A 23536-nucleotide genomic window follows, 5' to 3' on the forward strand; every position below is an offset into this window, starting at 1 on the left:
AAACGCTGTGTGTGCATTCAATTTGGCGATCTGTCGGTCAGATTTATTGCGATGACACATCAAGGCTTTGAGAAAAACATCAACTTTACGCCCGTGGGCGTCGTCATTCCAGCGCCTGCGCACGCGCCTGAGACTCTTTCGCCGAAGGTGAGATAGGCCCCAAGATCAGATCCGTAATTAACTGTGGTCGATGAACAGGAACCGGTTTCTCTGTATCGCTGGCTTCTGGAAAACAGCCTGTAACCGCAAGCCTTGTTTCTTGGTGGCTCTGCCAAATCTGTCGCTCTGTCTGGCGGAATAGTCGTATTTAGCTTTCGCAATTTTTGATTATTGCTGATCATCAGGGTGAATTTGATGTATTCTTGCTGAATGTGCTGGGAATTGACCAGGAGGACGACCCAAACAAAGCGCTTATACAAAATTAGAAGCGACTAGGGAGGAATTTGATGATGTACTATAGGCTAAAGGCGGTCAGGGGCTGTCGGATAATGATAGCTGCGCTGTTTTCTACTCTCTCTTTGAGTAATGCGATGGCGCAAAGTAACTCTGAGAGCGAAACCACAATCCCAGAGCCCGGGCCGTCCATCACCTTCACATCCTGGACCGGCCCTTACATGCGAAGTCAGATGCTTGGGTTTGTGCGCCCTTATGAGCAAGCCAAAAACGCCGATGTGCATGTTGCACATTACAATGGTGGCATCTCGGAAATCCGCGATCAGGTCGAAAGCGCAAATGTGATTTGGGATGTGGTCGACCTAACGCAAGCAGATTCACTGCGCGCCTGCGAAGAGGGCTTGCTGGAGAACATATCTGACATAGAACTGCCTGATGGCGTCGATGGTACACCATTTCGCGAGGATTTTGTCGAAGGTGCCCTGAATGATTGTGGCGTAGGAGTCATCGTATGGGGCACCGCATATGCGTATAACAATTCTCAATTCGCAGAAACGCCTCCATCAACCATTTCGGATTTCTTCGACACAGAAACCTATCCTGGGCCACGTGCCATCCGAAATGATCCGACAGTGATCATGGAATGGGCCCTTATGGCCGACGGCGTAGCCCGCGATGATGTGTATCCAACGCTCGAAACCGAAGAAGGTGTTGAGCGCGCGCTGAAAAAGATGGACGACATAAAAACCGGCCTGCAAATCTGGGAAACCGGGCGCGAACCCGTACGCCTGTTGAACTCTGGCGACATTGCTATGTCATCGATTTGGGCCACTACCGGTGCAACGGCCGCCCAGGAAGATGGTTCCGATTTTACGGTCAACATGGACGGCCGTGTGATTGAGCTGGATCTGTTCGGCATTCCAAAAGGAAGCCAGAATAAAGAAGAGGCCATTGATTTTATTCGCTTTGCTAGCAGCTCAAATTCGCTGGCCGATATGGTCGGGCACCTGCCAAATGGTCCAACCCGAAAATCTTCGATGACACTCCTGTCAGACGACGTTTTGGAGCGCATCCCGAACGGTCCGGCGTATGAAGACAATCTTTACATTCTGTCGGACGCCGAGTGGTGGGCCACCAACCACGGGCGCCTGGAAGAAGCGTTCCAGTCCTGGCTCGCAACCTCCGCCCGTCAGGGCGCTGCGGGTTCAACACGGTAAGCCGAAACAACAGGTCTAAGAGGTGCAAAATGAGTGATCAATCAACACAGAAACCTGACAATCTTGTAGCAAAGAGCGGCTTGTTCAAAGGTATGAATCCGACGATGGGTATCGCTTCGATGGTGATGATATTGGGGTTTGTGTTCTTCACGATCCGTGATGTTGAAGCTTCAAGTGCGATCTTTGCGACAGGTAAAAACTTCATCATCGGTAGCCTGGACTGGTTCTATGTACTGGTCGTTAACGCGGCACTGTTTTTTGTAATATGGCTTATGATCAGCCGGTTCGGACACGTGAAGCTGGGCAAGGATGATGACGAGCCTGATTTTTCAACGTTTTCATGGATTTGCATGCTGTTTAGTGCGGGCTTGGGATCTGGTCTGATCTATTGGGGCGTTGCAGAGCCGATGTTCCATATCCAAGGCAGCCCATTCCTTGAACGGGCGGGAATTGAACCAGGTTCGGTTGACGCCGCGGTTTCTGCAGTAACGATCACGAATTTCCACTGGGGTTTCCACGGTTGGGCCCTTTATGTGCTGGTTGGCCTCTGTCTTGCATATTTCTCGTACCGCCATGGGCTTCCTCTGACTTTGCGCACCGCTCTTTATCCTGTGCTGAAGGAACGGATCTATGGTCCCTGGGGTCATCTCGTCGATCTGATTGGCGTATTTGGTACAATCTTTGGCCTCGCAACCTCATTGGGGTTGGGCGTCACACCAATCGCCGCCGGTCTTGAGGATCTTGGCTGGATGGCAAACACCCAGACAAATCAGTTGATCCTCGTCGCAATCATCACCTGTCTTGGCACGGCTTCTGCTGCATCGGGTGTTGGCAAAGGCGTGCGTATCTTGTCTGAAGCCAACGTTATGGCAAGTGTTGGCCTGCTGCTCCTGTTCATCATTCTGGGACCGACGGCATTCCTGTTGGGCATAACCATATCCGGATTTGGAGATTACCTCTGGACGGTGATACCCATGGGTTTCTGGATCAACGGTGAGCCCGAAAACCAATGGCAGAGCTGGTGGACGATCTTTTACTGGGGCTGGTGGATCGCATGGTGCCCGTTTGTTGGACTGTTCATTGCGCGGGTTTCAAAGGGGCGGACGATCAAGCAATTCTGCTATTGCGTTCTTCTTATCCCAACCTCAGTCGTGATGCTCTGGATGGGTGTCTTTGGTGGCGCTGCAGCCGGGGTTGATCTGTTCTACGACGCAGGTGTCGTCGAGGCGGTCAACAATGACTACGCCGCTGGCGTATTCCAAACGGTCAAAGGATTTGGCTACACATGGTTGGTGTACCCGATCACAGTGTTGATTACGGTTCTGCTGATTTCGTGGTTTGTCACGTCTTCTGACTCGGGGACACTGGTGATGTGCACAATGCTGTCGATGGGTGACGAGCATCCGCCAATCAAGTTCCGTGTGTTTTGGGGTATTACCGCAGGCGTTGTTGCCGGTGTCCTAATGCTGGCCGGTGGGTTGAGCGCGCTACAGACAGCGTCCATCGTCGCAGGGCTACCAATCGCTGTGATCTTGTTGTTCATGATCTATGGTATTGTCTCGTCGCTTCACGCTGAGCATCCAGTGCCCGATGTTGAGGATAAGTACGAAATGGAGTTCCTCAACAGATAGGCAGCCATTGTGGTTCAATTTGTCGAGAGGCAGTTACATCTGCCTCTCGACAATTACAGACTTGGGTTTCGACCTGTCCGCGAAGCTTTCCTCGTTCTGATGTGAAGTTTGCCAAACTTTCTTGGAGCAAACGAATACGAAAGAACCTCTGCCTAATGGTTTCCACCAGCATCTCTGCTACCCGCGTGGTACAGAAACTGGATAGGCTTGTCCGGCTCTCTAAGGTGAGCCTCTCACACAATCCCGACCTGTGAACCAAAGGTACATTGTGGGGGATAGTCCGATCCTGGTCGTGATGGAGCGGTTTCTTTCGCCCATGCCTTCCATTGTCCCTTAAAGGTAATGCCCAGAGCCAAAAAACCAGGTTCGGAATGGAATGCAGGCTAAGTCTTCCGCCGTTTCGGGACAGAATCGCCACCTTTTGTAGATTTGGCCGCTGCGACTCGCGCTCGGTTCTTCTTGCTGCTTGACTTACCTTTGGGTGGAGGTGGACCCTTTGATGCTGTTCGGGCAGATTTGATATCGCCGCCTTTGGCTTCAGATTTACCGCCCTTACGTGCCTTTGACTTTGCACCAACCGGTTTGAACAAGGCATCTGTCTCGTCTTTTAAAGCACGCTGGCGTTCTACTTTGGCTGATTTGACGGCCCTTGTGGGGCGTTCTGCAGGGCTGGAAGGTGCCCGGCCCTCGGGTTCAGGCTTACGACGTCCATAGGTTGCAGTGCTGCTCCGTTCGGTCGGAGTCGTATCTCGTTTGCTCGTAATCGGTTTGCCTCTTTGCTTTCCGATGGGCTTGGTCCGGCCAGTTGCAGCAAAGTCCGGTGCCGTGTCCAGACGCACGAGATTCTTGACCTTTTCGATCTTCATCTCGGGCCCAACGGCTGTCAGAAACCCTTCGACGCTGGGCTCACGTATCTCGAAATAGGTCACATCATCGGCAATCCGGATGGCCCCAATGTCATCCTTCGTCAGATTGCCTGACTTGCAGATCATCGGCAGCATATAACGCGGCGACGCATTTTGATTGCGCCCCTCGGACAGCGAAAACCAGACGCTGGGGCCAAAGGCCGCGCGCGGTTTCTGGCTTTGCTGATCGACCGTCGCCAACTCTTCTGGCGCGGAATGACGCAGCTTGTACTGCCGCAGGTAAGCTGCTGCAATCTGCTCAGGGGAAAAGCTTTCTACCATTTTCTGAACTGCTGCACGTTCACTTTCCGTGATCTCTGCTTGCCAGTCATCCGATGCGAACATCCTCACCTGATCGCGTTCGGTCACCTCTTCGGCTGACGGGGCTGTCCCCCATTCGGCGGTCAGCTTGGCGAATTTCAGAATACGTTCCGCCTTTTTCCGCGACGCGGGTGCAACCACTAGTGCGCTAACGCCCTTGCGCCCGGCCCGGCCTGTTCGACCCGAGCGGTGCAGCAGTGTTTCATGGCTGTTTGGCAGTTCCGCATGGACCACCAAATCAAGGTTAGGCAAATCAATACCGCGGGCAGCAACATCCGTTGCCACACAGACCCTGGCACGCCCATCGCGCATGGCCTGCAAGGCGTTCGAGCGTTCGCTCTGGGTCAATTCCCCGGATAGGGCGACGACCGAAAAGCCCCGGTTTGACAGGCGCGCTGTCAGACGTGACACCATCGCGCGGGTATTGCAGAACACGATGGCGTTCGGCGCCTCATAATAGCGCAACACATTGATAATTGCATTCTCGCCGTCGCGCGGGCCGACCAACATAGCACGATAATCGATATCGGCGTGCTGCGTCTTTTCGCTGACGGTGCTCACACGTTCTGCATCGCGCTGATACCGTGTCGCCAAATTGGCAATCGCACGTGGGACAGTGGCAGAAAACAGCAAAGTCTGACGGTCTGATGGTGTTTCATCCAGAATGAATTCCAGGTCCTCTCGGAACCCGAGATCCAACATCTCGTCGGCCTCATCAAGAACCACGGCGCGAATGGCCGTCAGGTCGATCGAGCCCCGCATGATATGATCCCGCAGCCGTCCCGGAGTGGCGACAACAATATGTGCGCCACGCGCCAACGCACGGCGTTCATCCCGAATATCCATGCCTCCGACGCAGGACGCCAGAAACGCGCCCGCATCGGCGAACAACCAGCTCAGTTCACGCTTTACCTGAAGCGCCAGTTCCCTTGTTGGTGCTACAACAAGTGCCAGCGGTGCGCCCGAGGTTTCGAATGTCTCAGCGTCACCCAGAAGTCGCGGCGCAATCGCCAGACCGAATCCGATGGTTTTACCCGATCCGGTTTGGGCCGAAACCAGCATATCCTTCCCCTCCAGTTCGGGCCGGGTTACAGCCTGCTGAACTTGGGTTAAGGTGTCATAGCCCTTGCGAGCCAGCGCATTTGCAATGGTTTGTTTCACAGCGGTGGTTCTTTTCATCGGTCAGGAGATGGGATTGTGCGGTATTGCAATCAATGCATCATCCATAGGTAAAGACAGCCCCTTAACGAGTGTCTTGACTATTGTATAGCCACGAACCGGGGCAGATGCGCTGAAAATCCCGTATCCTGTCCGTACTGCTCCCTTTCAGTAGCGGCTTGAGACCCTCGCCACTTTCGGTTCGTTTTGTTGAGACGCGGCAGAAGCGCAGGCTTGGAATAATCAAAACAGGCGTTTTTCTGTAGAGCTTTCAACCGTCTGTAAACCAGCTGTCCCTGTCGGGCTGGCGGTCAACGTGACTACTCATTCGGGAAATCTACTACAAGCAGTCGGATTCGATAGCTTCTACGACCACGTTTTCTTCGAATTTAGGGCATGACGTTGAGCCAATGGCGCGGTCCCTCTTGCGTCTATGCAGACGCCAGCCGTTTCATTGCGCTCATGAGAGGCATAGCTCGCACACCTCCCTGCCCCGGCACTTCCTTTTCGTTGGCATAGACAAGGATGCGCTCTGAGGCGTCCAATTCTTCTGTCGCGATGTGAAACCCACGCGTGACCTTCGCTGATGTCGTCCGCTTGATCTCTATGGCCCAGAGGCCGCCGCGGGGAAGTTTCAATAACAAATCTACCTCAGCCCCTGCTGAAGAGCGATAGAAGCTTGCTTCTGTTCCGCGCGGTGCCGCGGCGATCAGGCTTTCGATGCAGAACCCTTCCCAACTGCCGCCGACAACCGGATGCCCCAGTAGGTCTTCTTGCGTTTCTATCCCAAGAAGCGCATGGGCCAGCCCGGAATCGCGAATATAAACCTTGGGAGATTTGACCAGACGCTTTCCGGCATTGGAATGCCAGGGCTGCAAACGGCGCACCAGCATCAGGTCGACCAGCAAATCAAGATAGCGCGCAACGCTCTGGCCCGATACGCCAAGGTTTCCCGCGAGTTTTGCCGCGTTGAGTAGCCCGCCCTGTTCATGGGCAAGCATCGTCCAAAACCGGCGCAATGTTTCCGCCGGGATGCGCAACCCAAAAGCCGGAACATCGCGTTCCAGATAGGTGCGGATGAAATCCTCGCGCCATGCCAGGCTGGTTTTGTCGTTCTTGGCAAGGAAGCTATCTGGAAACCCACCCCGCAACCACAGCGCAGAGATCGAGTCCGCTCCGGTTTCCGACAAAATGAAAGGCGTCAGCTCGTGATAGCTGACCCGGCCAGCCAAGGATTCTGCGCTTTGGTGCAGAAGCGTGTTCGAGGCCGACCCCAGCAGCAGGAATTGCCCAGTCCGATACCCTTGTCTTCGTCGTCGGTCAATCTGACCGCGTAATGCCTTAAACAGGCCTGGCATAAGCTGAACTTCATCGATCACCACCAGGCGCCCAACCTGCTCGTCGAGATAGAGGTCTGGCTCTTCGAGTACCTGGCGATCAGCAGATCTCTCCATATCAAGATAGACAGCGTCACGGCTTTCAGCGATATCCTGCGCGAGGGTTGTCTTCCCAACTTGCCGCGGCCCAAGCAGGACTACGCCCGCCTGGTTCTCGAGAGAGTCTTCAACTGACTTTCTATCACCGCGCTTGATCATACCTTGCATTTATTCCATTTGGTGGAAGATTTACAAGGATAAAATTCCAAATTACTGTCCAGTGAAACCCTATCGTCTCGGCCCTTCACCCCAGAACCATGACACGCAAATCTGGACCTTAGGTCGAGCATAATCGTGGAAAGCTGCGTCCCATTTGATCAAGAGAAAATTTAACCTGAGTACGTTCTTCTTTCTTAACTATTAAATTCGAAAAGTCCTCTTTGCGTCCCTCAATTTCATTTCCATTGCCCTGAAGGGCGAAGCCAACTAGGTACTTGCCGCGCACGAACCCCTAAGAATCTTCGAAAAATCAAATCGCAGAAAGGACCAGGATCATGACCATACCGGCAATCAAAAACGCTGACACAGGCACGCTGGCTGGCTCGGGAATGCATATTCTGGTCGATCATTACGGCAGCCTATACCTAACCGACGTAATGCGCATCGAAGAGGCACTGACCCGCGCGGCGCGGGAGGCTGGCGCAACGATACTGTCGGGCAAGTTCCACAAATTTGGCGGGCATGGCGGTGTGACCGGAGTGTTGTTGCTGGCAGAATCCCATATCTCGATCCACACTTGGCCGGAAAATGATTATGCCGCCATCGACATCTTCATGTGTGGCACAACGCAACCGGACAAAGCGGTCGCATATCTTGAGAAGCACCTGCGCCCTGCCCGAGTTGAAATTACGCGCGTCAACCGCGGTTTACCGGAACCAGTAGTCCCAACCGTCTAAGTAATATCCCATCAGTGCGTGCGATTGCAGTGTATTAGGTTCGGCATCGATCCGGTCGGTATCACCGCCAAAAATCTGTGCCGCTCGCCAAACATCATCGTCGAGATAGCTCAACCCATCCGGCAGTTCGATTCTACGGTCGGTCAATGGTTCAAATGTAGCCAGAACAAACCCCCATTCGCCGAAGCTCGGCACGTAGCTGTGATAGGGAACCGCCTGCAGTCCCCGCCCGGGCCTTTGCGGATTGCGGCTGCTCTCGATCGTTTCGGCCACCGACCAAAAGGCCTGCCGAGCAAAGAACGGTGATCCGGCCTGGGTGACAAAGACCCCCTGCCCGCTTAGCCGTTCGGCCAGCAAGCCGTAGAATTGCTTGGTGTATAACCGGGACAAGGCGATGGATTTGGGGTCTGGCAGATCAATGATCACCACGTCGTAAATCTGGGTTTCCCGCTCCAGAAATCTCCAGGCGTCTTCGTTGACAACCGTCACGCGCGGGTCGCTGAGAGCATTGTCGTTCAGCTTGGACAGATCTGGATGGTCGCGAAACAACTGCGTCACACGCGGATCAAGATCCACCAGCGTCACAGACTGCACCTCGGGATAGCGCAGCACCTCGCGCGCGGCCATGCCGTCTCCGCCCCCCAAGATCAGAACGTCAAGCGTGCGCGGCGCAAGGGCCATGGCCGGATGCACAAGTGGCTCGTGATAGCGGTGTTCGTCAAGGGAATCGAACTGGATCGAATGATCCAGAAACAGGCGCACCCGGTCGCGGTACCGGGTGACGGTGATCTGCTGATACGACGTGGCCTCGGACAGGATGACATCATCTTCGAACAGTTCGGCCTCGGCGACCGAGACCAGCCGTTCGGACTGCCACAGTGCGCCCAGAGTTGCCACAAAGGCCACCGCCCAGACTGCCACCTGGACCCGCGTAGCCCATTCCCGAAACACCAGCAGAGACAGGCCAGCCACGGCAAGGTTTAGACCGCCAAAAGCCAGACTCGCCGACATCAGCCCCAGATACGGGATCACCAATAGTGGAAACGCCAATGAGGCGACCAGCGCTCCGATGTAGTCGACGCTCAGCACGTTCTCAAATCGGAACTTCAGCGCCCCGATCTGTTCAAGCACCCGGGCAATTAATGGGATCTCCATCCCGGACAGGATGCCAATGGCAATCAAAGCGCCGTAAAGTGGCAAAGCCACCTGCCCCAACCACGCATAATTCAGAAACAGCACCGGCGCTAAAAATCCGCCAACGATGCCCAGTAGGATCTGCGCGCAGACAAAACCGGAAAACGCATCCGAGACAAAGCGCGACAGCCAAGCACCTACTCCCATCGCCGACAGAAAGATGCCAATTACCAGTGAAAACTGGCGGACGGAATCCCCCAGCAGATAACTGGACAAGGTGGCGGCAATCAGCTCGTAGATCAGCCCGGCGACGGCCACCAGAAAGGTGGCCAGCAACAACCACGCGGCACGCGCCTCAACCGCGCGGGGCGGGGTCATGACAAGATGACAGCCGCAATGATGATGGAAACTGCTACAAACAGCAGCCCAATCAGGATCGCCAGCGCGATGTTTTGATCCTTTTCGATTTCGTGGACGACCGAGAAGGGTGTCATCCAGTCGATCACCTTCCAAACAACCCACATCAGTGTGACGCCCAGAAGGGTATAAAAGATCGTGCTGATGATTTCTGCAATCTGAATTGCTGCTATATAATCCATTGATTCCTCGCTATTTTATCCGATTTGACCGATAGTACCCGCCGCCACCGCTGCCGACCCGAACCGAAGTGTCCAAGTCACGGCTTTCGGCCCAATACCCATGCCACGAGACATAACCCGTGGCGGCCACGGCCAGGGTTGAAATGACGATGAAAATGATCCTGAAAGCTGTCACTTTAATCCTCATCTACCCAATCAGTTCCCGACCACCGGGCGCGTTGATGCAACCATTTGCGCCCGAACTGAAACAGGAACAGCGCTCCAAAAACCCCGGCCAGCGCAAATGTCCAAAGACCGCTGGACAGTCCGGTTTTGACACTGACTTGCAACTGGCTGAACGGCTGCCCCGGCACATAGCCTGCGCCCCGCCCGTTCCAAAGCCCCTGCTCTGGCACGTCCAGTGCCAATGTGTAGTCACCCGTGCGATCTGGCCGAAACGTCAGGCTCGCAAATTTGCTGCCTTCACGCCATGTGCCGTCCGAGTCGCGACCGGTGTAATATTCGATTGTTCGACCCGCCTGGAACACCGGCTCTCCGTCCGGATCAAGCAGCTCGATGTCCAGATAGATCCAACTGTTTTCAACATTGCCCGAAAAGGTAACCTTCGTCAGTTGGCTATTGGCTTCAAGCGGGATTGTGATCTCGGCGGGGAAGTCGCCACGTTTTAGCGCCTGACGCTCTATCGCCCTCTCTCCTGATCGTTGAGAGAAGGAGACCGCCATCACAAGACAGAGGATCGTAAACACGAATGATACGACCAGCAGAAATCTATAGTTTGGGCCCTCGATGAAAGGTTGCAGCGGATGCACCCGATGTGGGTTCAGGTTCAATGAAACCCCAAAAGCTGCTTCGGCCTGATGTTTCGAAACATAGAACGAGCGATAGGTCTCGCGTTCGGACCCAGTGGTTGAAAACCCCAGCATCGCCGTATCAGACATCGCTGAAATCGTCGTTGTCTTTTCGCCCAGTGAAGGCGTCCAGGTGAATTCGCCCTCGACATAGGTGACCGCGCTTGTGGTGGTCTCGTAATACACAAAGCGCCCATCCTCGGTCGTCACAGAGGGAGGAGATTCCGCTGTTTCAACCCACCGCTCCGACATCCAGGCCGATCCGCGATAGCGTCTGGAAAACACCAGATGCCCCGCCTCAAGCGTTAGCCAGGCATAGCCGTGAGTTGGCGAATAGAGCTGATGGTCTATCCATTGATAGACCCGTCCGCCCCAGCGTTCGGCATGCTCGATCAGACCGATTATGGTGAACTCAGCACCATACAACGACCCACTCATCCCAATCGAAAGCGGAGTTTCCGGGCGTTTCTGATCCTTGAACTGGCGTAGAGTCCGGTAGTTGTTCTGTGCATCCAGTTCGGCCCCGCAATAGGAACAGATCTGCACGATCACCCTGCCCCCGCCCAGCACATCCAGACCGGCGCCGCAGCAAGTGCAGTTGATCGAAAGAAGACTTGGATTTCGGGTCATGACTGCCGCTGAACCTTCACATCAAACGCGTCGTACCACCGACCGTAGAACCAGATCGCATGACCCGGCCAGAATTCACCGGACAACAGTGCCTCGTCTCCGGCGGAAGCGTTCACGAATTCATGGCTTTCCCCGACCTTTAGCACCTCATCGAATTGTCCGCGCAGGGCGATGCATTCGGCATGTTCAACTTCGGTAACCGTGAATGTGGCCGCGTCGAAATCCAGCGTTTCGCCCAGCTTGAACGGAGGCATGAATTTCGGCGTGTCCTTTTCGGTCAAGCGTTTCTGCCGAACGACATCTCCCTCATCGAGCGATATCCAGCAGGTGCGGCCATCACCATCGACACCGCAGAACTCATCCCAGAACCCCCGCCCGTAGGAATAGCGCGCATGACCAAGAATCAATGTCGACGTTCGACCCAGTTGCACTTGATCGCCTATCCCGAACAAAAGCGGTGCATCGTGCATCTCACCCTGCTGGCCCGCCGATTGAACCTGGACATCATTGATCATCAACGTCGTACCGCAGGACGCACAGGTGGCAACCTTTATCCCTTTCAGCGCAATCGGGGTTTGCGCACCGCAGTTTGGACAGTTCAAAGTCTTCATGCTTTCAAGTCGCGCAAAGAAAATGAAAGTTCAAGCCGTTATTGGTTCTGGAGAATACACGTCCGGTGCCGCCTTGCCCTTGTTGCCAGAATTCAAACAGAACCACTTAGGTGGGACTGAACATGCTGGCGGTTATGTTAGAGATGCCGTCAGCCCCAGCAATCATCTGAGTTAGTCGTGAAATAGGATTTCAGCTGCGTCTTTGCTTATGGTTGTGCCCTTCCTGCCCGCAACGATATCCGCCAGATCGGCCAGTGCGCCGATGGCTGCGGATTTGCCGGTAAGCCGCGCAAACTGGGCGGCGGCCTCGACCTTTGGGCCCATCGAACCGGCGGCGAAATTGAACTTGGCCATGGCCTCTGGTGAGGCGGCTTTTATGCCACGCTGAGTATCGGTACCCCAGTCCAGATAGGCACAATCAGCATCCGTTGCCGAAATGAACAAATCGGCCCCGACCTCTCGGGCCAGCAGCTCCGAGGCCAGATCCTTGTCGATCACCGCTTCTATCCCCTCCAGATAACCCGGAGAAGTATAGGCCGTGGGAATGCCCCCGCCACCGGCACAGATCACCACGGTTTGCCGTTCCAGCAGCCATTTAATCGGCCTGATCTGAAAGATCCGTTTCGGCAGCGGAGATGCAACAACCCGTCGCCATTTGTCGCCATCCGCACGAATTTGCCAGCCCTTGTCGGCGGCCAATCGTTCAGCCTCGGGTTTGTCATATACCGGACCGATGAATTTTGTGGGGTCGTCAAAGGCGGGATCCTTGGCATCGACCTCAATCATGGTCAGCAGCGTGGCCAGAGGCGTCTCGGGCGGCAGACGGTTGCCCAACTCCTGCTCGATCATGTACCCGATCATGCCCTCGGTTTCCGCCCCAAGCACGTCCAGCGGATAGGCCTCATCCGGTTTATAGGCGTTGCCCTGTAGGGCCAGCAATCCCACCTGAGGGCCATTCCCGTGGGTCACAATCAGCTCGTTCCCCTCGGCAATGGTGGCCAGCGCCTGCGCGGCGATAGCGGTATTTTCACGCTGGTTCTCGGCGGTCAGGGCCTGACCGCGCCGCAGCAGCGCATTGCCCCCAAGGGCGACGACGATGCGCATGGCTCAGGCCCCCAAAGTAGCGACCAGAACGGCCTTGATCGTGTGCATCCGGTTTTCCGCCTGTTCGAACTGAATACCGGCGGGGCTTTCGAACACCTCTTCGGTGACCTCCATTTCGGTGATGCCGAATTTTTCGTGGATGTCCTCGCCCACTTTGGTCTCGGTATTGTGGAAGGCGGGCAGGCAATGCATGAACTTGACGTTTGGATTGTTTGCCGCCGCCATCAGCGCGCTGTTGACCTGATAGGGGGTCAGCTGCTTGATCCGGCTGTCCCAGACCTCGGGTGCTTCGCCCATCGAGACCCAGACATCGGTATGGATGAAATCAACCCCATCCACGGCGGCCGCAGGATCATCGGTGATGGTCAGCGTCGCGCCGTAGCGCGCGGCGGCTTCTTCTGCAGGACCACGGAATTCGTCCGACGGCCACAGGTCTTTTGGAGCAGCAATGCGTACATCCATCCCCATCATGCAGCCCGCGATCATCAGCGAATGGCCCATATTGGACCGCCCGTCGCCCACATAGGCGTATTTGATGTCATGTAGAGGTCTTTCGCCAAATTCCTGCATGGTTAGCAGATCGGCCAGCATCTGGGTCGGGTGGAACTCATCAGTCAGCCCGTTATAGACTGGTACGCCCGCATTGGCGGCCAGGGTTTCCGCCAGTTCCTGCCCAAAGCCGCGATATTCAATGCCGTCGAACATGCGGCCCAGCACGCGGGCGGTGTCCTTCATGCTTTCCTTATGCCCGATCTGCGACCCCGAGGGGCCCAGATAGGTGACACCAGCCCCCTGATCCATCGCGGCCACTTCAAAGGCGCACATGGTTCGGGTCGAGGATTTTTCGAAGATCAGGCAGATGTTCTTGCCCTTCAGATGCTGGATTTCAGACCCTGCATATTTTGCGCGCTTCAGATCGCGCGACAGGTCCAGCAGATAACGCAGCTCACGCTGGTCGAAATCGAGCAGTTTCAGAAAGCTGCGGCCTTTGATGTTGAATGCCATTGGTCAATCTCCTTTTTCAGTAATCCACGGGGTCGCGCCAAATCGGGCAGGTCATGCAATGCCCGCCGCCGCGTCCGCGCCCCAGTTCCGAGCCCGAGATCGTAATCACTTCGACCCCTGCCTTGCGCAGCAGCGTGTTGGTGTAGGTGTTGCGGTCATAGGCAACGACGACGCCGGGCTCTAACGCCACCACGTTGTTGCCATCGTCCCATTGCTCGCGTTCTTGGTTGAACGCATCGCCGCCGGTCTGCACGATGTTAAGGGATTTAATCCCCAGGCATTCGGCGGCCACATCGAACAGGTGCTTGTCATCGCGCCGGAAGTCGATCGTGTCCTCTTTGTTGCCGGGGCGCAGGCTGATGCATTGGATGTCGTTACAGACATCGACATAGGCAGTCGCGGTCTCACGGTCGCAATGGCTGAACACTGTATCCAGATGCATAGCCGCGCGGCTGCGGGGCATCTGACAGGCAACAACCCTCTCCGCCGCGCCTTTGGCAAACAGAGCGCGGGCGACCTGACCAACCGCCTGCGGACTGGTGCGTTCGCCCATGCCGATCAACACACTGCCATTGCCCCAGGGCATGACATCACCGCCTTCGACCGTTGCGGCACCGTGATCCTTGTCTGGGTCACCCCACCAGATCTCGAAATCTGCGTCGCGGAACTCGGGGTGGAACTTGTAGATCGCGGTCACCAACAGGGTTTCGGGGCGCCGCGCCGGCCAGTACATCGGGTTGACCGTCACGCCGCCATAGATCCAGCAACTGTTGTCACGAGTGAACTGCGTATTTGGAATCGGTGGAATCACAAAGCCCAATGGCCCCAGATAGCTGCCGAACATACCTGAGGGTTTGAACGGCATATCTTCGACCGCGATGCCGCCGATCAGATATCTGGCCAGATCCTTGGCCGCCATCTCATCCAACCAGCCGCGCAGCTCATTCAGCATACCGACGCCCACCTGATTTTCGGTAATGCGGCGGTCCAGAACCCAATTACGGGCTCCCTTGTCCTTCAGCGTTTCTGCAAGCAGCGTCTGGAATTCTAAAACCTGAACCCCGCGATCCTCCATCTTCATGCGGAAATCGGCATGGTCAGAGCGGGCTTTGTGCACCCAAAGAACATCGTCATAAAGCAACTCTGCCGCATTGCCAGGGGTCAGGCGGGAATGGGCCAGACCCGGTTCGCAGACCATCACCTTTCGAAGTTTCCCAATCTCGGAATGTGCGCCAAATCCAGTCATGATATCTCCTTTGATGTAATCGCGCCGGACTGCCAACGCAGCCAGACATGGATGGGCAACCCAGCCAACAGCAACAGGACGCCCCAGAAAACGACGTCTTTTCCAGCGCCGAAAATCGCCCAGAAGGAATAGACAAAACCGAGACCCGCCAGCACAAAGGCCTGCGGTGGCAGGCGGGTGCGTTCTTTGCGTTTTGCGCGGATCATAATTTCGGCACCTGCGCAAAGCAGGTAGGGAACCAGCGTGGATAGGGTGGCCAACAGAATGATGAATTCAAACTGTTCAGCCAAGGATCGGGTGTAGTTCATAGCGATCAAAGCGCTGGCTAGGAGGCTCGACGAGATCAGGCCAAATGCCGGCGTACCAGTCCGTGACACCCGGGCAAAACCGGCCGGGAACAATCCGTCACGCGCCGCGCCCAGTGGCACTTGCCCGGTCAGCAGCACAAATCCGTTGAGCGTGCCGAAGGTCGAAACGCAGGCCCCGACCGCGATGAATACCGCACCGCCAAACCCCCACATCACATGCGCAACATCCGCCAGCGGTGCGTTGCTTCCGGCCAGCGTGCCGGATGGCACCACCCCAAGCGCCACATAGGTCGTGGCGATATAGACCAATGCGGCAACACAGGTTCCGACAATCGTCGCAAGAGGGATCGTTTTGGTAGGGTTCCTGACATCGCCCGCCGGAACCGTTGCGGATTCGAGCCCCACAAAGGCCCAAAGCGTCAACGCCGCGCAGGCCGAGATCGCCGATATGTTCGACATACCGCTGAGGTTAACCGGCCGGAAGTTTTCAGGTTGGACATGGGACAGTCCCAGCAGGATCAGCACCAGCAGCGGGGCCAGCTTCATCACCGTGGTCACCACTTGCACAATCCCGGCCTGCCGAACGCCGCGCAGATTGACCCAGGTGAGCAGCCAAATCGCACCAAGTGAGACCGCCAATCCCGCGAGCGCAGTTTCCCCGATGGCGGGTACCATAAAGCTGAGATAGCCAGCAAAAGCGACGGCAACGGCGGCATTCCCAGACCACAGCGCAATCCAATAGCCCCATGCGATCAGGAAACCGGCAAAATCGCCAAAGCCCTCGCGCGCATAAGCGTATGGCCCACCGGTATTTGAAGACAATCGCGCCAGTCGCCCGAAGATTAACGCCAGAACAATCGCGCCTCCTGCGGTCAGAACCCATCCCGCCATCGAGATTGGCCCGAACGCGGCCAGAGAAGACGGCAGCAGGAAAATACCGGACCCGATCATATTGCCCACCACCAGCGCGGTGCACATCCAGAACCCAAGGGTTCCTTTGGGTTTAGATCGGGTGTCGGTGGGCATAATGCGACCTCATGCCAACGCGGAAAGGCTGAGCCCGGCCATGATGATGACGATCAGGATCAGTAAAAGCGGCCACATGAACCTGAGCCAGCGTTCATAGGGCACACGCCCCAGGGCAAGCCCGCCCATGACCACCGCAAAGGTGGGGTTAATCAGGTTCACCAAACCGCTGGCTGACTGATAGGCCGTCACGACCAAAGACCGTTCTACGCCGGAAAAGTCTGCTAGCGGCGCCATGATCGGCATCGTCAGAACCGCCAAGCCCGAAGATGACGGGACGAGGAAGGACAACAGCCCCTGCAAGGCGAACATCGCATTGATAAAGGCCACTTTGCCCAAACCATCCACGGCACCTTCTGCCCAATACAAAATGGTATCGGTGATGTTTCCTGCGTCCATGACCACTACGATCCCGCGTGCGATCCCGATCACCAGCGCAACGCCCAGCAAATCCCGGGCACCGTCAACGAAGGTCGAGGTGAATTCCTCTTCCCCGATCCGTGCGATCAATCCCACGACTATCGAGGACACAATGAACAGGCCGGACATCTCGGCCATCCACCAGCCTCCTGCCGCGACACCCCAGATCATCACGCCAAAGCTGGCCGCAAAGATCAAAAGGATCAGCCAATGCATACTCGTAAAGGTCGGAGCTTCACCGCCCGTGCGGCCACCTTTGAGGAAATGCGCCTCATTGCTTTCGCGCTTGTCGGCAACGATGGACAGATCCGGATCGGCTTTGACCTTGGCTGCATATCGCATGACAAAGACCACACAGGCCAACCAGCATGCCAGCAACAGCGCAAAGCGCAGCATTATGCCATTGGTGAAGGGCACCCCCGCCGCATCCGAGGCGATGACTGTGGCAAACGGGTTAATCGTCGATCCCAGCGTGCCAACCCCCGCCCCCAGCATGATGATGGCCACACCCACTACCGCGTCATAGCGCGCGGCAATCATCACTGGGATGATCAGCGCGTAAAAAGCCAGTGACTCTTCGGCCATGCCATAGATTGTGCCCCCCGCAGCAAAGAAGGCCATCAAGATGGGGATCATCCATTTCTCGCGCCCCTTTAGACACACCATTGCGCGCGCAATCCCGGCGTCAATCGCCCCGGTTCGCGTTACAACTCCCAAAAAACCGCCAATCACCAGCACAAAAAGTGCAACATCAATCGCCCGCGCTTCATAACTGACAGGGTCATAAAACCCCCCGATAGGGGCCAGTACGACATCATAGAACCCCTGCGGATTGGGCTCGACAACCTGATAGCTGCCCGGTACCGGAACATCGCGTCCCAGGGCTTCGTTAGCGACGCGGTCATATTGGCCAGCGGGAACAAACCAGGTTGCAATGGCGACCAGTGCTATCAACGCAAACAGAATTGTATATGCAGTTGGAAACTTGAGCTTCATGTCATCAAACTCCTAAAAGAGCTGAGATTGGGTTTCGAAACTTCCGGTCTCTTCATACAGTCTCAATATGAGATTACAAAGGATGAATGACCCCGAGGCGACCTGAACGGTTCTACATGAACGCCATTCGCTGGCGCTGCGCATTGACCTGCATCAATAGAATTCAGGCTGACGCCGGATTCAGGTTGGTCAGTTTTTGCTTTCCTACAGATCGTAAGTTGCTCATTTGAGTGCAGCGTTTAGCACCTTGCGATCCATCGCCCCAGTCTGGCAGAAACCCGCTTGAGACTGTGGTGATCATGTTGACATATCAGCCCATTTCCCTGAACCGGTAAGTCGCACATTTGCATTCGGCTTACCAAAGGCTAATGTGCAAGAAATTAAGGCGCAAATGCCCGTATCGAACAGTAACCCAAGGCTAACAACGTGAGCTCTGAAATTCCCAGGTCCCTGCCTGCCAGACATGAGTTGCGCAAGGTGCGCAACAAGGGGCTGTCATTTCTGGCACTGGCCTTCCTGTTCAGCATCTTTGTCAACCTGCTGATGCTGACCGGGCCTTTATTCATGCTGCAGGTTTATGACCGGGTCCTTGCCTCTCGGGCGGTTGAAACCCTCACGGCGCTGTTTCTGATTGTCGCTCTATTATATAGCCTTATGGCCATGCTGGATTTTGCGCGAGGACGTATCGTTGCGCGGTTCGGAGCGAGGTACCAGTCGCAACTGGACGAGCGGGTGTTCGAGGCAACGCTGCGAAAATCTCTTGTTCCGCAGGCCCGTGCAGCCCCAGCCACTGCCTTGCGCGACCTTGAGGCAATCCAGAACCTGTGTTCCTCTCCTGTTTTGCTGGCCGTAATGGATATCCCCTGGACACCGGTTTTTCTGGCAGCAATCTTCCTATTCCACCCGATGCTTGGATGGCTTGCCGTTGCGGGTGGTGCGATCCTGATTGTCATCGCTCTGCTTAATCAGGCACTCACTCATAGAAAGGTGGCCGCTGCGCAGCAGGCCTCGGCGCGGGCAGGCTCATTCTCGGAACATGCCAGACAAGCCGCTGAAGTTGTCCGCTCGCAAGGAATGCAGCATGACATCTCGCAACGCTGGCTGACCCAGAGGACCGATGCGCTGAGACAGACCATCTCGGCAAGCGACTGGACCGGAAGCTTTACCTCATTAACCAAGTCGATGCGGCTGTTCTTGCAATCTGCCATGCTGGCATTGGGAGCTTTGCTGGTTTTAAGAAACGAACTGTCCCCTGGGGCAATGATTGCAGGGTCCATCCTGCTTGGGCGCGCATTGGCCCCGGTCGAGCAGGCGGTGGGCCAATGGGCATTGGTGGAGCGTGCGCGATCTGCGTGGATTTCACTGAACCGATTCCTGGACACCACCCCGCCCGAGCCGGACCGGACCAAATTGCCTGTACCAGATGCGCGCCTGATCGCCAAAGGACTGACCGTTGTACCACCCGGCGCCGATTTACCGACACTCAGGAACGTTTCACTGAAACTAGAACCGGGCAAAGCTTTGGGCGTGATCGGCAAAAGCGGGTCAGGAAAATCCACGCTTGCCAAGGCCCTGTTAGGATTGTGGAAACCGGCCGTTGGCGAAATCAGGCTTGGAGGCGCTACGCTGGATCAATACGGCACTGATGATTTGGGCCAACACATCGGCTATCTGCCGCAGGAAGTCACTTTGTTCAACGGAACAGTGACCGAAAACATCGCCCGGATGTCCCAAAACCCGGATTCGGAAGCGGTCATCGCTGCAGCCAAAAAAGCCAAGGCACATGACCTGATCCTGACGTTGGAAAAGGGGTACGACACGTTTCTGGAAGGCAATGACAGTCAACTGTCGGGTGGCCAAAAGCAACGTATTGCTCTGGCGCGCGCTTTGTATGGAGATCCTGTCCTACTGATCCTGGACGAGCCGAACTCGGCTCTGGATGCTGATGGCACTGAGGCATTGAACACCGCGATCCGAGAACTGAAGGCCGCGGGTAAATCAGCCATCATCATGACGCACCGGCCACAGGCCATTTCCGAATGCGACGATCTTGCAGTTGTTGAAAATGGGCAGGTTGTGAAATCCGGCAGCCGCGACGAGGTGCTAAGCGCCATGGTTCAGAACGCAAATGCGATCAAAAAGGGTCTGGCACGGGTGGGTGAGTAATGCAAAAGCCCAATTATAATGACACGCGCCCTGTTTGGCGCATTACATTTCCTGCTCTGGTCGGGTTTCTCGCACTGGCTATTTTAATCGGCGGGTTGGGCTTTTGGGCGGTGCAGACCAGGCTGGCAGGCGCCATTGTATCGCAGGGCGTCATCGAAGTTCAAAGCAACCGCCAGGTAGTCGAGCATCCAGACGGTGGCGTGGTCGGCGAGATTTTTGTGCGCGACGGTGATTCCGTCACCGGCGGCGACATTCTGTTACGTCTGGATGACACGTTTCTGACCTCGGAAAAGACCATCGTTGAGGCGCAGCTGTTTGAATTACTCGTCCGAAAGGCGCGGCTTCAGGCCGAACGCGATGGCACTGATCTGACTGTTTTGACATCCGCGCTGAACGACGTTCAGAAACAAGAAGACATTGACCCTGAGCTGATCGCCGGCCAGCAACGCCTGTTCGAGGCACGTCTGAATACCCTAAATCAGCAGACTCAGCAGTTGAGCAAGCAACGCATTCAGATAGAAAGCGAGATCGAGGGCACCTTGGCGCAACTGGTCTCGCTGCGCCGTCAGGTCGATCTGATACAAGAGGAGCTGCAGGACCAGCAAAGCCTGCTTCAACGCGGTCTGACACAAGCCAGTCGGGTCTCCGCCTTGCAACGCGAAGAAGCCAGCCTGACAGGTGAAATAGGCAGGCTCGAAGCGGCTGCCGCGCGGCTCAAAGGCCAAATCGCGGCAACCGAGATCAAGATTGTAGAACTGCAGGCGACACGCCGCGAAGAAGCAATCACCGCCTTACGCGATGCGCAATCGAAAATCGCCGAACTGTCTGAACGCAGGCTCTCGCTGGCTGTTCGTCTATCGCGGCTGGATATTAGGGCGCCGGTTTCCGGTACAGTCTATGGAAGCCAGGTGTTTGCACTGCATTCGGTTGTACAACCGGCAGAACCGATGATGTATGTCGTACCACAGGAAATTCCTCTGCTGATTGCCGCTCGCGTAGATGCGATTCATGTGGACCAAGTGTATATTGGGCAGCCCGCCCTCCTGCGATTTCCCGCCTTCAACCAACGCGAAACCCCCGAAATCGAAGGGCATGTTGTCACGATTTCTGCCGATACGTTCACTGATGAGAACACCGGACACACATTTTATCGCGCTGAAATGTTACCTGATGCCAACCAGATCGAGCGCCTGAACGGACAACGCCTTGTACCCGGCATGCCAGTCGAAGCGATGATCAAGACGGACGAGCGATCCCCGTTTTCATATCTGATAAAACCGATGGCCGATTACTTTAACAGGGCCTTCCGGGAATAGATTCCGTTGTCTTTAAACCGCTTCGAGATTGCCCAACAGGATCGAAGTCATGTCAGTCGTGATCACTCCGTCTACCGCGACGACATCGACACCGGTTTCGTAGGTCACGTTTGAACTTGTGATCCCCGACAAATCGGCATCCGCGTCCAGAAACATCCACTCTGCCTCATACGCTGTGGGCAATCCGACGGCGATCTGCAAGATAGCCAGCGCATCCAGAGCGTTGATGAGGCCATCTTGATTGATATCCGCCGCAATCAGGTTTTCCGGTGCTGCCTGCCCCCATGTCGGGTCCAGTCCCACGGAAAGTCGCAAGACCTGCAATGCGTCCAGAGCGGTGATCTCGCCGGTTCCAGCCGAATAGGACTTTATGATATCCAGTTCACCGATAAATGTGCCCGAAGGCAGATCCAGATCGAACCTCCCTTCATCGTCGGCTTGGACACTAACCGTGCCGCCCCCTTCCGGGGTGAAACGTATTTCAGCGTTTGACAGACCGGGATTTGCAGCTTGTGAATCAATGGTAATATTCCCTTGAATGCCTGCCGAACTGTCCGGGTCGAGCACGCCCAAACCGTTCAAATCCACCGGAATATGGTCTGGCCCGCCAAATCCGGCGCCGAAGACATCTGAGCTGGTCAGCGGAGCACCTGACGCCGAAAACACCTGAACCACATTATCCAGATACTCGATCTGCGCACCTTGCGCGGTGGACGTAAAAGTGAGCTGTCCAGGTGAGCGCAGAAATGGATAGTCAAACAGATCCAGCCTGTCCGATCCGACTTCAAAATCGGTAATCGTTGTCATCGCGGTTCCGGTCTGCATCACAAAGATATCAGACCCGGAACCGCCGGTCATCGTAGTGGCCCCAATCCCCGCTATCAGGATGTCATCGCCGCCGCCGCCAAGTAGAGAGGCATCAAGGATGCTGCCACTGAGCATATCGTTCTGCGCGGTGCCAGTGACTGTCCCATAACCGTCCGCGACGATACCCAGGTCAGCGACCGAAAAAGTAAGCTGCGTCAACCCGGCCTCTTCTTGTGAGGCCGCAAAGATCTGAATTTCGTCCCCGACATGGGCCACGCTGAGCGATTCGACATTTTGCAGCCCGGTGCTCAACGTATCGGCAAAACTGTCCAGATAGACCAGTTGACCATCCGGTGTCAGGGTAAACAGTGTCACCCCATCATCGCCTCCCCCGGCCACGACAAACACCTGACCATTCACTTCGACCACGGCCAGGTCCTGAGCCGATTCAAAGCGGGTATTCAGTGTATCCAGCACATGATCGGTGGGTATCAACCGGCCATCACCAGACAGCTCCATGACGCTGATCGTGTTGCTTTCGCTGCCAGCAACGATGACCCAGGAATGGCCATGCGCCTGCGCAATTTCGACGGCCGTTGGGGCGCCAAAGCCCAAGGTCGCGACCCCATCGCCGGAATCTGCGAGGCTCAAGGTTCCTGCGCTGCTGTCCACCAAAAAGGTCGTTATCGAATTGCTGGTGGCGTCGGTTGCGACGACAAATTGATCCGACCCGGACTGAGCGGTCTTGATCGAGTCGGCCTGACCTGCAACGGCCCCCGCAAAGGTCAGTGAGCCGTCTGAGCCAACCGTATAGGTCGAAATCAACCCGCTGCCCTCTTGCGCCACGGCCAGAATGTCGACCGATCCAAAGGAAACCTGCACTAAGGCCGAATAGCCACCCCCACCGCTCAGGGTCCCGGTTTCCTGTAATTCTCCGATAGATCCGTCTGGAAGGATTTCGTAGCTGACAAGGCCGGTTGCGGACCTGACATCCAGAACGATGTGATCGCCCCCCAACAGAGAAACCGTTACCCCGGAACGTCCAACTGTGCCCGAGATTGTACCACTGAAATATTCTATGTCTTGCTGCTGGGGAACTGCGCCTTCGACGAGGTGCCATACAACAATGCCCCCTCCCTGTCCGGTCAGGCTGTACAGATACGTTTCCCCGTTAAACGTTTCTAAAGCCGTATCGCCGATACCTGAATCGAGCGCTGCGCTCCCTGTTGCAACTACTCCGCCGAACTGAAGCATCATACCAAATCACCCCACGCCAAAATCTGGCTCTTGAACAGGATGATCTGATGCCCGGTCCAATACCAAAGCGGGATTGTGGTGAAAACGAGGAGTTCGGTTTCAGTTT

18 protein-coding genes are annotated in these 23536 nt (G+C 55.8%); 5 read left to right on the top strand and 13 right to left on the bottom strand.

The genetic code is table 11. The annotated features are described in order from the left end of the window. The first annotated feature begins 530 nt into the window (after positions 1-530). A complete protein-coding gene (locus AC2FH9_RS05640) occupies positions 531-1610 on the top strand; it encodes an extracellular solute-binding protein (protein ID WP_185956670.1) in 1080 nt (359 codons plus the stop codon). Positions 1611-1639: 29 nt separating this feature from the next. Further along, a complete protein-coding gene (locus AC2FH9_RS05645) occupies positions 1640-3241 on the top strand; it encodes a BCCT family transporter (RefSeq protein ID WP_496698393.1) in 1602 nt (533 codons plus the stop codon). A 383-nt stretch (positions 3242-3624) separates the two neighbouring features. Here AC2FH9_RS05645 and AC2FH9_RS05650 read toward each other — a convergent pair whose 3' ends face one another. Both AC2FH9_RS05650 and AC2FH9_RS05655 read right to left on the bottom strand, forming a co-directional pair. After that, the gene (locus tag AC2FH9_RS05650) at positions 3625-5646 is read right to left on the bottom strand and encodes a DEAD/DEAH box helicase (RefSeq protein WP_496871036.1); all 2022 of its coding nucleotides are present in this window, start codon (positions 5644-5646) and stop codon (positions 3625-3627) included. A gap of 410 nt (positions 5647-6056) precedes the next feature. After that, on the bottom strand, positions 6057-7229 hold the full coding sequence (locus AC2FH9_RS05655; RefSeq protein ID WP_496871037.1) for an ATP-binding protein: 1173 nt from the start codon (positions 7227-7229) through the stop codon (positions 6057-6059). 326 nt (positions 7230-7555) lie between these two features. Here AC2FH9_RS05655 and speD point away from each other — a divergent pair, with 326 nt between their 5' ends. Beyond that, the gene (gene speD / locus AC2FH9_RS05660) at positions 7556-7957 is read left to right on the top strand and encodes an adenosylmethionine decarboxylase (RefSeq protein ID WP_281995110.1); all 402 of its coding nucleotides are present in this window, start codon (positions 7556-7558) and stop codon (positions 7955-7957) included. Here the strand turns inward: speD and AC2FH9_RS05665 are convergent. The 10 genes from AC2FH9_RS05665 to AC2FH9_RS05710 form a co-directional block, all read right to left on the bottom strand. Continuing rightward, positions 7928-9469 (bottom strand): polyamine aminopropyltransferase, encoded by a 1542-nt coding sequence (locus AC2FH9_RS05665; protein ID WP_496871038.1) that lies wholly within the window; start codon positions 9467-9469, stop codon positions 7928-7930. The two genes, speD and AC2FH9_RS05665, sit on opposite strands and share 30 nt — an antisense overlap. Then, the gene (locus tag AC2FH9_RS05670) at positions 9466-9690 is read right to left on the bottom strand and encodes a DUF350 domain-containing protein (protein WP_142636390.1); all 225 of its coding nucleotides are present in this window, start codon (positions 9688-9690) and stop codon (positions 9466-9468) included. The genes AC2FH9_RS05665 and AC2FH9_RS05670 overlap by 4 nt, the downstream gene beginning before the upstream one ends. Positions 9691-9700: 10 nt before the next feature. Then, positions 9701-9865: a hypothetical protein gene (locus AC2FH9_RS05675; RefSeq protein ID WP_496689284.1), complete on the bottom strand. Its 165-nt coding sequence runs from the start codon at positions 9863-9865 to the stop codon at positions 9701-9703. Position 9866: 1 nt separating this feature from the next. Then, complete coding sequence (locus AC2FH9_RS05680; protein ID WP_496871039.1) at positions 9867-11168, bottom strand: DUF4178 domain-containing protein; 1302 nt, start codon at positions 11166-11168, stop codon at positions 9867-9869. Then, positions 11165-11779 carry a DUF4178 domain-containing protein gene (locus AC2FH9_RS05685; protein ID WP_496727765.1) on the bottom strand — a complete coding sequence of 205 codons (615 nt, stop codon included), beginning with the start codon at positions 11777-11779 and terminating at the stop codon, positions 11165-11167. Before AC2FH9_RS05685 ends, AC2FH9_RS05680 begins: the two co-directional genes overlap by 4 nt. A gap of 171 nt (positions 11780-11950) precedes the next feature. Next, positions 11951-12883 (bottom strand): carbamate kinase, encoded by a 933-nt coding sequence (gene arcC / locus AC2FH9_RS05690; protein ID WP_496693770.1) that lies wholly within the window; start codon positions 12881-12883, stop codon positions 11951-11953. Between the two features lie 3 nt (positions 12884-12886). Then, positions 12887-13888 carry an ornithine carbamoyltransferase gene (gene argF / locus AC2FH9_RS05695; protein WP_496871040.1) on the bottom strand — a complete coding sequence of 334 codons (1002 nt, stop codon included), beginning with the start codon at positions 13886-13888 and terminating at the stop codon, positions 12887-12889. A gap of 16 nt (positions 13889-13904) precedes the next feature. After that, positions 13905-15134: an arginine deiminase gene (locus AC2FH9_RS05700; RefSeq protein ID WP_142636397.1), complete on the bottom strand. Its 1230-nt coding sequence runs from the start codon at positions 15132-15134 to the stop codon at positions 13905-13907. Continuing rightward, the gene (locus AC2FH9_RS05705; RefSeq protein WP_496749846.1) at positions 15131-16468 is read right to left on the bottom strand and encodes an amino acid permease; all 1338 of its coding nucleotides are present in this window, start codon (positions 16466-16468) and stop codon (positions 15131-15133) included. The genes AC2FH9_RS05700 and AC2FH9_RS05705 overlap by 4 nt, the downstream gene beginning before the upstream one ends. A gap of 9 nt (positions 16469-16477) precedes the next feature. After that, positions 16478-17884 carry a YfcC family protein gene (locus tag AC2FH9_RS05710; RefSeq protein ID WP_496871041.1) on the bottom strand — a complete coding sequence of 469 codons (1407 nt, stop codon included), beginning with the start codon at positions 17882-17884 and terminating at the stop codon, positions 16478-16480. A gap of 426 nt (positions 17885-18310) precedes the next feature. On the opposite strand from AC2FH9_RS05710, the gene AC2FH9_RS05715 reads away from it, so the two are divergent. Further along, the gene (locus AC2FH9_RS05715) at positions 18311-20050 is read left to right on the top strand and encodes a type I secretion system permease/ATPase (protein ID WP_496871042.1); all 1740 of its coding nucleotides are present in this window, start codon (positions 18311-18313) and stop codon (positions 20048-20050) included. After that, positions 20050-21366, top strand: coding sequence for an HlyD family type I secretion periplasmic adaptor subunit (locus AC2FH9_RS05720; RefSeq protein ID WP_496749848.1), 1317 nt, complete (start codon positions 20050-20052; stop codon positions 21364-21366). The genes AC2FH9_RS05715 and AC2FH9_RS05720 overlap by 1 nt, the downstream gene beginning before the upstream one ends. Before the next feature lie 12 nt (positions 21367-21378). On the opposite strand, the gene AC2FH9_RS05725 is transcribed toward AC2FH9_RS05720, so the two are convergent. Next, the gene (locus AC2FH9_RS05725; protein WP_496871043.1) at positions 21379-23430 is read right to left on the bottom strand and encodes a beta-propeller fold lactonase family protein; all 2052 of its coding nucleotides are present in this window, start codon (positions 23428-23430) and stop codon (positions 21379-21381) included. Positions 23431-23536: the final 106 nt, after the last annotated feature.

This window comes from Ruegeria sp. CDSC081 (assembly GCF_059610485.1).